Annotated in this window: 11 protein-coding genes; 5 read left to right on the forward strand and 6 right to left on the reverse strand. The window is 61.4% G+C overall.

Annotated features, from left to right (window positions below; all coding sequences use genetic code 11):
- Positions 1-21 precede the first annotated feature (21 nt).
- The 4 genes from E2F43_RS16105 to E2F43_RS16120 are packed head-to-tail and all read right to left on the reverse strand — an operon-like array spanning position 22 to position 3,062.
- A complete protein-coding gene (locus tag E2F43_RS16105) occupies positions 22-1,245 on the reverse strand; it encodes a saccharopine dehydrogenase family protein (protein ID WP_133214570.1) in 1,224 nt (407 codons plus the stop codon).
- Between the two features lie 35 nt (positions 1,246-1,280).
- Positions 1,281-1,868, reverse strand: a complete 588-nt coding sequence (locus E2F43_RS16110) for a hypothetical protein (RefSeq protein ID WP_133214572.1) — start codon at positions 1,866-1,868, stop codon at positions 1,281-1,283.
- Positions 1,868-2,236, reverse strand: a complete 369-nt coding sequence (locus E2F43_RS16115) for a hypothetical protein (RefSeq protein ID WP_133214574.1) — start codon at positions 2,234-2,236, stop codon at positions 1,868-1,870. The genes E2F43_RS16110 and E2F43_RS16115 overlap by 1 nt, the downstream gene beginning before the upstream one ends.
- Complete coding sequence (locus E2F43_RS16120; RefSeq protein WP_133214576.1) at positions 2,229-3,062, reverse strand: class I SAM-dependent methyltransferase; 834 nt, start codon at positions 3,060-3,062, stop codon at positions 2,229-2,231. Before E2F43_RS16120 ends, E2F43_RS16115 begins: the two co-directional genes overlap by 8 nt.
- Positions 3,063-3,354: 292 nt before the next feature.
- On the opposite strand from E2F43_RS16120, the gene E2F43_RS16125 reads away from it, so the two are divergent.
- A complete protein-coding gene (locus E2F43_RS16125; protein WP_133214578.1) occupies positions 3,355-4,236 on the forward strand; it encodes a metallophosphoesterase in 882 nt (293 codons plus the stop codon).
- A gap of 7 nt (positions 4,237-4,243) precedes the next feature.
- On the opposite strand, the gene E2F43_RS16130 is transcribed toward E2F43_RS16125, so the two are convergent.
- Positions 4,244-4,747 carry a TerB family tellurite resistance protein gene (locus E2F43_RS16130; RefSeq protein ID WP_165954363.1) on the reverse strand — a complete coding sequence of 168 codons (504 nt, stop codon included), beginning with the start codon at positions 4,745-4,747 and terminating at the stop codon, positions 4,244-4,246.
- 135 nt (positions 4,748-4,882) lie between these two features.
- On the reverse strand, positions 4,883-5,635 hold the full coding sequence (locus E2F43_RS16135; RefSeq protein WP_133214582.1) for a helix-turn-helix domain-containing protein: 753 nt from the start codon (positions 5,633-5,635) through the stop codon (positions 4,883-4,885).
- Between the two features lie 158 nt (positions 5,636-5,793).
- On the opposite strand from E2F43_RS16135, the gene E2F43_RS16140 reads away from it, so the two are divergent.
- From E2F43_RS16140 to E2F43_RS16155, 4 genes are all read left to right on the forward strand, one after another.
- On the forward strand, positions 5,794-7,836 hold the full coding sequence (locus E2F43_RS16140; RefSeq protein WP_133214584.1) for a VIT and vWA domain-containing protein: 2,043 nt from the start codon (positions 5,794-5,796) through the stop codon (positions 7,834-7,836).
- A gap of 58 nt (positions 7,837-7,894) precedes the next feature.
- Positions 7,895-8,509, forward strand: a complete 615-nt coding sequence (locus tag E2F43_RS16145; protein ID WP_133214586.1) for a rhomboid family intramembrane serine protease — start codon at positions 7,895-7,897, stop codon at positions 8,507-8,509.
- On the forward strand, positions 8,484-9,800 hold the full coding sequence (locus E2F43_RS16150) for an acyltransferase family protein (protein ID WP_133214588.1): 1,317 nt from the start codon (positions 8,484-8,486) through the stop codon (positions 9,798-9,800). Before E2F43_RS16145 ends, E2F43_RS16150 begins: the two co-directional genes overlap by 26 nt.
- A 116-nt stretch (positions 9,801-9,916) precedes the next feature.
- Positions 9,917-12,394: a GcvT family protein gene (locus E2F43_RS16155; protein WP_133214590.1), complete on the forward strand. Its 2,478-nt coding sequence runs from the start codon at positions 9,917-9,919 to the stop codon at positions 12,392-12,394.
- The last annotated feature ends 96 nt before the right edge of the window (positions 12,395-12,490 follow it).

Genomic DNA, 12,490 nt, shown 5'->3' on the forward strand with positions numbered 1-12,490 from the left:
CCCACAGGGCGGCTGGCCTGCTCAGTCGTCCAGTATGTCAAACTGAATCCCGGCACTTGCCTGCAGGCGTGCCAGTAGCAGACCGTCCATGGCGGTCGCCGGCGTCCAAACGCCGCCGTCACAGTCCAGGTTGTCACGCGCCAGACACACCGCCGCCTCCCCCAGCATGCGCGAGGTCGCACCGTACCCGGGATCGCGATCGCCGGACACCCGAAGCTTTAGCGCATTCCCGCTGGCGAAGTTTCGGCCATGGAAGAACAGCTCGAAATGCCCCCGACGTTGCTCCCGGGGGCTCGGCCCCTCCCCCGGGGCCGGCAGCAACCGGCCGGCCATCCACCGCAAGGGTTTCAGGCCCATCACCAGTGGGGTGAGCTGGCTGCCCATGCCGATACCGGCGGCGCGGGCTTTGCCGCGCGCGCCAGCGCCGGTGAGCAGTCGTTCATCGAAACGAAAATCAACACCCCACGGATAACCGGCAAGCGCGTTACTGCGCCGCACCACCCGGGCATTGATGGCGGCCATCACAAAAGGTGCGGTCCACTGGGCAAAATCCGCATCGTATTGAGGCTGGTTGCTGTCGAGTTCATCGGGGCCCCACTGTTCTCCTTCAGGGTTGAGAGAGTACGGATTGGCCAGGGCCTCGCGAACCGCCGGGTCGTCAACCGCCTCCTCCAGCATCAGCATCATGCTGGCAATGGTGCCGCCACTGGCACCGCCGCTGAACTTGCCTACCCGGGATTTAACCTCATCGGCATATTCACCGTAGCGCTCAAACATCTGCTCCTGCAGATACCAGGTTCCAAGGTCGCTGGGGATGGAATCAAACCCGCAGGTGTGGACAATACGCGCGCCGCTGTCCCGGGCCGTCGCCAGGTAGCGGTCGATCGTTCGGGCCATCCACTGCACTTCACCGGTGAGATCGCAGTAGTGGGTTCCCGCCGCGGCGCAGGCGGCAAGCAAGGCATCGCCGTAGCGGGCATAGGGTCCGACCGTGGTGCAGACAACCCGGGTGCGGGCGACCATCGCGTCCAGGGAAGCGCGGTCGCCGCTGTCCGCCTGGATAATGGGCAGATCCGGCAGGCCGAGGGTGTCTCGCAGCGCCTCTAATTTTTCCCTGTTGCGGCCGGCCAGGGCCCAGGCCAGGCCCTCGCCGTAGTTCTCGGCGAGATGGCGTGCCACCAGCGATCCGGTAAAACCGGTGGCGCCCCAGAGGACGACTTCGTATTCACGTGCTTTTTCGGTCATGTCTGCCTCATCTATGCAAGCGCCCTGACAACGAATTACTGCTCCAGGCTGCGCTGGCCAGCGGCTGCAGGCGTGCCCCGCTGCTCGAGGGCGGCTGCGCCCGAGTCGGGACTGCTGGCCGTGTTGAGCAGCCGCGGCAGCGCCTGCAGCCAGGTACTCCCCCAGCGATGCTGGGGCATCGGGGTCAGCAGGTCATCGACGTCGACAATATCCACCAGCCCGATAGACGGCTGCAGCGCGGTACCGCCGCCGGCGTGTTCATCCCATCGGGAAAAACTGTGATTGCTGGCCCGATGGGAGCGGTTGAAGCGCATGACCAGGAAATCACCCGCCAACCGTGCCCTGCCCCAGTCAAGGGAAAAAGCGTCCACCCCCAGCGGGCCCAGACTCACACCCAGGGCAGTTTCCGATATCCGCCAGTGCTCCCAGGCCAGCACATAACCGTCCGCGATTGTGGCCACCCGCTGGGGAGGCCCGAACGCTGCCAGCGCCTGGGACACATGGGTGACGGCAGCAGCCGTCTCATCGCTGTCGCCAGCCAGCGGCAGACCGAGCTGGTAGTGCAGTCGGCTGCAGCCAGTCAGCAGGCAACAGAGCAGAATCAGCAGGCGCTGCCACCGCATCAGGGATCATCTGCGGCGGCAAAGTCAGAAGCGAAATCCGTGAGCCTGTCGTTGGCATCAAAGAAAAAGATCGCCCTGTCGTAGCGCGTATCAACCTTGAACTGGTTGTACACAATAAGCACCAGGCCCTCGCCCCTGGAGCGCTCGAACAGGTAATAGAGCACGGTCTCTTCCCCTAGCGCAATCAACTGCGAGGGCGGGCCCAGGGCGTCCAGCACGTCCTGCCGGGTGGTCTTCCCGGCGACCAGGTTATGACCAGATACATCCTGCCACCGGGCCAGCACCCCGCGCTTGTTCTCGTATTGGGCACAGCCGCTGACCAGCACTGCCACTGCCAGCAGCACAGCGGCACCCATCGTGTTACTCATGTGATTCCATCGGCTTGCTGAAGACCAGGGTCATCCGGTCACTTTCACCGATAGCCAGGTAAGGCGCTTTTTCTTCATCCGTTTCGAGCTTCCTCAATGAGGGGGGCAGCTTCCACACGCCGATGTCATAGCGCTTGTGATCCAGTGGATTGCGGTTGAAGAAGCCCTCGGCTTCCAACTCGAAACCCGCCTTCACCGCCGCGCCGATGATGTAGTCCCGGCCCACGTAACCGATGTTGCGCGACATCCAGTCCTGCTCGGGATCCGCCAGGTGCTGCACCAGGCCCAGTTTGCCCCCGGGCTTTAACACATCGAAGAAATGGGCCATTGCCGCGTCCATGGTCCCCCGGGCAAACCAGCCATGAGCATTGCGGAAGGTGATTACCCGATCCACCGAGCCACTGGGCGCCGCGCCCATCACCAGGTCGCCGCGGGTCTCGTCGAACATCAGCGAGGTCACCTTCACCTTGCCGTAGACGGCGGGATTGCCAGCCATCTTCCTGTCAAAACTCTGCCGCGAACCGGGACGATAGCTGGCCTGGTCATCGCTGCTGTCATAGTGGGCCGCGATCAGCTGGCCGTTGTGCTTCAGATAGGGCGCCAGGATTTCCGTATACCAGCCCCCGCCCGGCCACACCTCCACCACCGAGTGGTACGGCTGAACGTCGAACAGCGACAGGGTCTTGACCGGATGGCGGTATACATCCCTGGCCACATAGGCTTCGGTCCGGTGTTCTCCGGCCACGGCCGCTTCCAGTTGGGAGGTATCAGCCTGGGCCATGAGTGGAAATAGCAGGGCCAGTGCCAGGGTAAAACGTGGGTTCATAAATTAATCCTGTAAGGCAGTAAGGTCAGTGATGATCGCGACACGACCCGGTGACCATCTTGCGCCGACGCGGATCAGTCATCACGCTCACAACCTTACTAGACCTGAACCACGGGAACCAGCCTGTAAAAAAATGGACTGCAAACCAGGCCAGACCAAGCCACAGCTCCAGATTGAGACCCGGTTCCACCTCACCACCCCGGTAATCCGTTAGTATGTGCAGAACGGCGTGACCTGCTACCAGTACCATTTGGGAGATCACGTATGGGCCTGATTGATTCCGGGGAAGGCGATGACTGAAGCGATAGCAAGCGCAAGCGGTGTCCTGCGCATCGGGATTGTGGGCGATTTGCACACACACTTCGATGCACTGGATGTTCACACCCTGAATCAGCGGTCTTTCGACTTGCTGTTCTTCACCGGCGACCTGGGCAGCGGCAGCCGGGAGAGCAGCCTGGAAATGGCGCGATTGCTATCCGCCCTGCGGGGTAAGGTGCTGGTCATGCCCGGCAACAATGACACCGTCGATATTCGCCAGCTCGCGGCAGAACTGACCCATCGCAGTGGCCAGAACGCCATCATGGCAATCGCCCGGCAGTGGCAACATGACGGCGACATCGCCCTGTGTGGCTACAGCCTCCATCGCCTAAATGTGGGTGGACGTCGGATCAGCCTGATTGCTGCGCGCCCTCACAGTATGGGTGGCCCCGAACTGACCTTTCCCGAGTACATGTCCCAGACCTACGCGATCCATACCCTGGAGGACTCGGTGGCGCGGATGAAAGCGCTGGTCGACCAGGCTGACCCGGAGATCATTTTTCTCGCACACAATGGCCCCCACGGACTGGGAGAGAAACCGGAAGATATCTGGGGCTGCGATTTCATGCCTGATGGCGGTGACTGGGGCGACCCGGACCTGGCAGCCGTCATCCAGTATGCGAGTTCCATCGGCAAACGTGTACTGGCCGTTGTTGCCGGGCATATGCACCTGCGCACCAAGCAGGGCAATGAGCGCCCCTGGCGTGTGGCGCAGGGCGGCACCGTGCATGTCAATGCAGCGAGGGTGCCGCGGATATTCAGCCGCGACCGGGAGGTATTCAGGCACCATGTGTTACTCACCCTGACGCCGGATACCCTGGATATCGAGGAAGTGTTGCTGGCCGAGGAGGAATAACGGCGGCTCAGATTTCCGCTAGCAAGGTTTTCGCCGCCTTGCTGGAAATTCCGAAGTACCCGGCAATTTCGGACATCAACTCCAGTTCAGCCCCGTGTACCTGCTCGTCGGCCAGAGCGACCGCTGCGGCCAGTGTGAACGCCGTTTCCCGATCCATTCTGTCGCCTGCCAGTTGCGAGCCGATACGCTCCAGGTACTGCTGCAATCCTATTTGGGCCAGATCGTGCTTGCAGCGCTGGTAAACATCGACCAGCGCATCGGCGGGGAGCTGGTTGGCCGTGAGCATGTGCATCGCGCCGCGCAAGGCGTCCAGTTCGGCGGGGTCCTCATGCCCGTCAACGATGGCGACAAGAAACATGGTTTCCGCAAAGGGCGTAAACCTCTCCAGCAGATCCTGTCTAAAAGGCAGCTCGCCATGATCAGCGGATTCGTCACCTGCTTCAGGGGCTGCACGGCCCTGCTGTAACAGCGCGTCACGCACGCGCTGGATCGTCCCGGTATCAATATCCATAAAAGCCATACTCCACGCGATGACGACACTTGTAAACAGGTCGTCTCTGGTCGCCAGCACCCGTAGCGATGCGCCGACGGAGCAGAATACCTGCCGCTGCTGTCTAGCATGCGCCCAGCGACGGTTTCGTCAGTGTCAGAAAATCTTTTCCTGTGGATCCCGGCGCAGGTCGCGGAAAACGCTGAATTCCCACGGCCTGAAAGCAATCAGCAGGCTTGAGCCGAAGCGTTCCTCGAGAGGCAGTCCGCTGTCCTCCTGGTGTAATTCATTGAATTCGGCCAGCAGGCGATCCAGCTTCTTCAGCATTGTGGCGTTGGAGGCTCTGGAGAGCATGCCGCTGCGAAACTCGAATTTCTCGCCGGGCCCGGTGAAGCTGGACCGCATGAATCGGGGCTGCACGTCCCTGCTGAAAAATCGCTGGATGGGGCCATTGGGAATCCACTGGAAATCGCTGCCGACGGTCAAGCGGAAGCGGTTCAATGGCTGTAGATCGATAAGCCGCAGTCGATCCAGTCTGGCCAGTAACTGGATCACCTCATGCTCGCTCAGGGTATAAGTGGCGATGATTTCCTCAAAGGTCCAGGCGTTGAGGACGCAGATAGCGACCAACAACAGTTTGGGATCGGCAGCAACTTCCCGCTCCTGCTCCTGGGTAAGCCGGTTGATGCGCTTGCGCTCACTGGCCATCTTTCGCACCAGGTCGGAGATGTCCAGGCCCGCGATCTGGCACAGGGCCTCCAGCCGATCCAGCGACAGCTTCGACTCGGAGAACATCCGCTTGACACTGCTCTCCGACAGGCCCAGGCGATCGGCCACGTTGGCGTAAGTGATACCACTGGCTTTCAGCTCGCGTTTGAGGGTGTTTAACAGTGCAGCAACCTGGCTCATTATCACATCCTGAAGGTATCGCATTTCGATACTTTTATGGTCATAAAACGGCACTAATGCGAACAAGGATGCATTTTATGCACCCTTGAGGCAAGTTTTCTCTCGTCGTCGCGCGATCGTGCGCCGACGCTTCTACCCGACTACGCGAGGAAACGATCATGAGCAGCCCATGGAGTTACGCCAGAAAATGCATTGCCGCCGCCGCAGCGACGCTGTGCATGGCGCCGGGAACCGAGGCCGCGGGATTGATGACACCGGCCAACGGCACCCTGCCCGAACTGAAGATCAAGCAGCACCATGTGGACGTGGTCATCGAAGATGGCTACGCCATTACCACCATCGACCAGACGTTTTTCAACCCGAGCCAGCAGGCACTGGAGGCCATTTATTCGTTTCCCGTTCCCGAACAGGCATCCGTCGGGGAATTCACCTACTGGATTGACGGCAAGCCAGTCACGGGAGAGGTTCTTGAGAAGGCACGAGCGAGGGAGATCTACCAGCAGGAAAAAGCGCAGGGCCGGGAAACGGCGCTGACGGAGCAGGACGCATACCGCAGCTTCGATTCGCAGGTGTACCCGGTACAGCCCCGGGGCGATGTGCGCATTCGCCTGGTCTACATCCAGCCGGTTCATGTGGACCTGGGAATTGGACGTTATGTCTATCCGCTGGAGGAAGGGGGTGTCGATGAAGAGGCCCTGGCCTTCTGGACTTACAACGAGACCGTGGATGAAGCTTTCAGCTTCAACCTGCAGATGCGCTCCTCCTACCCGATAGACAGCTTCCGCCTGCCGCAGCATCCGCAAGCGGCCATCAGTTCGGCGTCAAGCCAGCAGTGGCAGGTGGCGTTGGCCAGCCCGGCGGAAGTCGAGGAAGCCGGCAGCGCCGCTGCTCCCCCACAGTCCTTCAAGCTCAATCAGGACATCGTGGTGTACTGGCGTCACCAGCAGGGCTTACCCGGCAGCATCGACATGATTACCCACAAACCCGAGGGCAGCGATCGCGGCACCTTTATGCTGACCGTGACCCCGGGCGATGACCTGGCTGCGATCGAGAGCGGCAGGGACTGGATTTTTGTACTGGATTATTCCGGATCCATGCAGGGCAAGTACCAGACCCTGGTGGAAGGCGTGCGTCAGGGCCTGGGCAAACTCAACCCCAACGACCGCTTCAGGATTGTACTGTTCAACGATAGCGCCACTGAGATCACCCGCGGTTATATCCCGATCAACGAGAAGAATTCAGCGACTTACATGCAGCGCCTGGAGTCCATGCAACCTGGCGGAGGTACCAACCTCTATGCGGGACTCGATCTGGCCTATGGCCGACTGGACGCGGATCGGCCCAGCGCCGTCATTCTGGTCACTGACGGTGTCGCCAATGTGGGCGTCACCGAGAAAAAAGACTTCCTCAGCTTGCTGGAGAAGCACGACGTTCGCCTGTTCAGCTTTGTCATGGGCAACAGTGCCAACCGGCCCCTGCTGGAGGGGATGACGACCGTGTCAAACGGCTTTTACAGCAGCATTTCCAACGGCGACGACATTGCCGGCCGCCTGGTCCAGACAGCGGACAAGCTGAGCCATGAGGCTTACCGCGACATCGACCTGGAAATCGAGGGAGTCAGGGTAAAAGACCTGACGCCGGCGCGCATTGGCTCTCTGTATCGCGGCCAGCAGTTGGTTGTCTTCGGTCACTACTGGGGTGACGGCGAGGGCGCAGTCGAGATCAGCGGCAGGGTCTCCGACCGGGAGGTGACCTATACCTCCGCCCTGCACTTCCCCGAGCAAAGCGCACGGTATCCGGAACTGGAGCGCCTGTGGGCCTACGCCACCATAGAAGACCTGCAGCAGCGCATGGATTACCTGGGCCACGACAGTGACAGCGAGCAGGCGATAGTCGACCTGGCCGTGGCATATGGGCTGGTGACCGACTACACCTCCATGCTGGTGGTGCGCGAGGAGGCCTTCGAGCAGTTCGGCATCGATCGCAACAATGCCGAGCGAGTGGCCAATGAAAGCCAGGCGCGCCAGCAACGTGGGTCCGAAGCAGTGCGCGACCACCGCCAGGACGCCCGGCAACCGGCATTCACTGCGCCGCGCGCCTACCCCGGGCCTGGCGGCAATGGTGGCGGCTCCCTCGGTCTGACGGGCCTGCTCCTGTTACTGCCCCTGCTGTGGGCAAACAAAACGCGCAAAGCCCACTGAACAGCGCACAGACGGGTGTGGGCCCCTTCCGGCCCCGCACGCCAGAAGGAGAAAGAGCATGTCACGACGACCTGTTTTCACCCTGATCCTTTGCGCCCTGGCCTGCGGCCTGGCACTGTTGCCGGCCGCGGCGAGGGAGAATTTGCACTTCGATTACTACCGCCTGGTGACGGGTGACTGGATCGGGCTGCTCAGCGGCCACTGGCTGCATGCCGATGTCGAACACCTTGCCTGGAATGTGGGCGCACTGGCGATACTGGCCTCGTTGATCGAGAGGCATTCACCGCAACTGCTGATGAGCAGTATCCTCGCCGGCACGCTCGGGGTGGATCTGCTGCTGGTATCCCCGCTGGGCGAGGTAGCGAGATATTGCGGCCTGTCCGGACTATTGAACACGCTCCTGGGGGTGGTGCTTTTCCTGTTGTGGCAGCGCACCCGTTCCCTCCTGGTTATCCTGGTCGGACTGCTCTGTACGCTCAAGATCCTCGTGGAAATCCGCTTTGGTCAGTCGCTGTTTACAGACATCAGCTGGCCACCCTATGCCCCCGCACATTTAGCGGGATTAGTGGCAACTCCCATTGCCCTGGCGCTGGGCTACAGGGATACTGTCAGGCAAAAGACAACAACAGGCACGGCAAGGACTCACTATGGGCATCTGGTCACCAGCGCGTGAGATCGCCCGGGCAACACCGGATGACCGCAATCGCTACGTGGATTTCCTGCGAGCCGTCTCCATCGGATTCGTGATCATTGGTCACTGGCTGATCACTACCGCCTACTATGACGCCGCGACGGGCACCATGACGCCTGTGCTGGCGCTGGATTCCATTCCCTGGACAGCCTGGCTTACCTGGGTCTTCCAGGTGATGCCGATCTTCTTCATCGTTGGTGGCTACTCCAATGCCGTGTCGCTGGAGGGTGCCAGAGGCAAACAGCTCAGTTATGCCCAATGGCTCACCGGTCGACTCCACCGGCTACTGACACCGCTGCTGTTACTGGTACTGGTCTGGGCAGGTATCGCCGTCGCACTCAACCTGGCGTCGGTGGAGGCGGAAAAAATCAGGTTTCTCTCCCGAGCAGCACTGGTTCCCACCTGGTTTCTCGCCATTTACACCATGATCGTCCTGCTCGCCCCGCTGACTTACCGGCTGTGGCAGCAATGGGGCTTTTACTCCCTGGCAGCCTATATCGGTCTCGCGGTACTGGTCGATTACCTGTTCTTCGCACTGGATATGCAATGGACGGGTTGGAGCAACTATTTCTGGGTGTGGCTGGCCATGCACCACCTGGGTTTTGCCTGGCGTGATGGCCGGCTGGCCAAACCGCCGGCACTGATCGCCATGTCCATGCTGTCGCTGCTGACCCTGTATGCCCTGATTGTATGGGGCCCCTATCCCATCGCCATGGCAGGCTCACCGGGTGACGAGGTCAGCAATACGCTGCCGCCAAAAATCACCCTTATCGCGCTGGGCCTGGTTCAATTTGGCCTGCTGATGGCCATCGAAAGGCCCATGCAGAGGCTGCTTTCCAGTCTCAACCTGTGGACCACGACCGTCATCGTCAATACGATGATAATGACGATTTATCTCTGGCACATGACCGTTTTGCTGGCGGTGCTGGTCCTCTCTTACTTTCTGGCGGGGCTGGGCATGAGCCTGGTGCCCGGCAGCGCCGAGTGGTGGTGGAGCCGCCCCCTGTGGTTGCTGCTCCTGGGCGCGCTGCTGGTTCCGGTTGCACTGCTACTTTCACCCCTGGAGCGTATCACCCGGGGCGCTGACGTCCCCTGCCCGCCAACCATCAGGCTGGTGGGCGGCGCGGTGCTGGCGGGATCGGGATTAACCCTGGCAACCTTGCTGGGGTTTGACGGCAACCTGCTGTCGCCGACCAACACCGGCGTCGTCGCCCTGGTCATTGGCGGAGCCTGGATCGCGGGCGTGCCGATCAGGCTTTCCCGAGTCCATTAAAGCGTTATCATAAACCGTCGTTTTCCAGCTGTATCCACGGTGTTGCCGCCATTAGCCGAAGGGGTTGGGCCATGGCATAAACCCGGTAAGCAGCAGCCAAGGCAAAGGCCACTTCCATGAACACTGCACAGACCCAATCCGGCAACAAGCTACCCTCCAGCGCCCGCGTAGTTGTGGTCGGTGGCGGTATTATCGGCACCTCCATCGCCTATCACCTGGCCCATCTGGGCTGCGGCGACGTGGTCCTGCTGGAACGGGACGAGATCACCTCGGGGACCACCTGGCACGCAGCCGGACTGATGGTGACCTACGGCAGCCTGTCTGAAACCGCCACTGCGATCCGCAGATATTCCAGGGACCTGTACGGCCGGCTGGAGGCGGAAACCGGCCAGGCCACCGGCATCAATCCCTGCGGTTTTATCGAACTCGCCACCTGCCCCGATCGGCTGGAAGAATATCGTCGGGTATCGGCCTTCAACCGCTACTGCGGTGTCGACGTGCACGAAATTTCCCCCCGGGAAGTGCAGGACCTGTTTCCCATCGCCCGGGTGGATGACGTGCTGGCAGGCTTTTACGTGGAGGGTGACGGCCGGGTCAACCCGGTTGACGTCACCATGGCGCTGGCCAAGGGCGCGAGAATGCAGGGCGCGAAGTTGATTACCGGTGTCTCGGCCACCGGTGTCACTCGCGACCGGGGGCGCGTCACCGGAGTGACAACCGACCATGGCGATATCGCCTGTGAGTACGTGGTGAACTGTGCCGGCATGTGGGCGCGGCAGTTTGGCGAGCAACACGGCGTTGTCATCCCCAACCAGGCGGCGGAGCACTACTACCTGATCACCGATCAGGTGGAGGGCATCAGTAAACAATGGCCGGTGCTGGAGGACCCCGCCAATTACGGCTACTACCGGGAAGAAGTCGGCGGCCTGATGGTAGGCCTGTTTGAGCCGGTGTCCGCACCCTGGCGGGTGGAGGGAATTCCCGACACTTTCTCCTTCGGTGAACTCGAACCTGACTGGGAGCGAATGACGCCGTTTCTCGAACAGGCCATGAGCCGCGTGCCCATCAGCATGGACAGCGGCATCAGGAAATTCTTCTGTGGCCCGGAAAGTTTCACCCCGGACCTGGCACCCGTGGTCGGCGAGGCGCCGGAGCTGAAAAATTATTTTGTGGCCGCCGGCCTCAACTCCATCGGTATCCTGTCCGCCGGGGGCCTGGGCAGAGTCATGGCCCACTGGATACTGAACGGCAGTCCTGACGTGGATGTCACCGGATTTAACATCGACCGCTTTCACGCCTACCAGGCCAACCCCGATTACCGCCGCGACCGGGCGGTGGAGGCGCTGGGCACGGTCTACAAGTGCCACTATCCGACCAAAACACCCGCCACCGCCCGGGGCGCCAGGCGCTCGGCATTGCATGACCGCCTGGCTGCCGCCGGGGCCTGTTTCAGCGAGGTGAGCGGCTGGGAAGCGCCGGCCTGGTACGCACCGCCCGGGATTGAGCCCGAGGCCGCAAAACTTTCCTTCGGGCGCATGCACTGGTGGCCCTACTGGGCCCGGGAACACCGGGCCTGCCGCGAGGCTGTGATCCTCATGGATATGAGCATCATGTCCAAATTCCTGGTCCAGGGTCGGGATGCCGGCGCCCTGCTGGAACGCCTCAGCGCCAACCGGGTCGATGGCGAGGCGGGCGTGATTACCTACACCCAGTGGCTGAATGATCGCGGCCTGCTGGAGGCCGACCTCACGGTGACCAAACTGGCCGATGACAAATTTCTGGTGGTGGTCACCGACACCATGCATCGCCACGCCCAGACCTGGATGGAACGGCACAGACGCGACGACGAATTCGCCGTGGTCACCGACGTCACCTCCGGGATCACCCAGATCAATATCCAGGGACCCCGCAGCCGGGCGTTACTGCAGGCGGTGAGTTCCGTGGATATGAGTAACCAGGCCTTCCCTTTCCGCTCTGCCCGGGAAATCGACATCGGCTACGGCCGGGCATTGTGCATTCGCATCACCTACGCCGGTGAACTGGGTTACGAGCTGTATATCCCCAGCGATCAGGCGGTTAATGTTTATGACCGGCTGGTGGAAGCAGGCACCAACCACGGCCTGGTGCACGCTGGCTTGCGGGCGCTGGGCAGCCTGCGACTGGAGAAGGGGTATCGCGACTACGGTCACGACATCGACAATACCGACAACGCCTTTGAAGCCGGCCTGGGATTTGCGGTGGCGGTGGACAAACCGGGCGGTTTTATCGGCCGCGACCGGGCCGCCGGGCAAAAGGCGGCCCGGCCCTACCAGCGACGCCTGGTACAGGTTCTGGTGGAAGACCCGGAGCCCATGCTGTGGCACGCGGAGGTGATTTACCGCGACGATAAAGCGGTAGGCTACGTGCGTGCCGGCAGCTACGGCCACACCCTAGGCGGGGCCGTCGGCCTGGCGATGATAGAGCCGGGGGAGACCGTCGACCCCGCGTACCTGCGAACCGGTCACTGGGAGGTGGATATCGCCGGGGTCCGCTACCCCTGCCGCTGTTCACTGCAACCCCTCTATGACCCCGCGATGGAACGCATCAAGTGCTAGTCAGTGGTCAGGCGGTGATGGCAACGCAAGGCTGAATTTGTCACCCTGTGACTTGCCGAATCCGGGGGATTGTTCTAGATATACAAGACCTCGAAG

The organism is Seongchinamella unica (assembly GCF_004354085.1).
Lineage (GTDB): Bacteria > Pseudomonadota > Gammaproteobacteria > Pseudomonadales > Halieaceae > Halioglobus > Halioglobus unicus.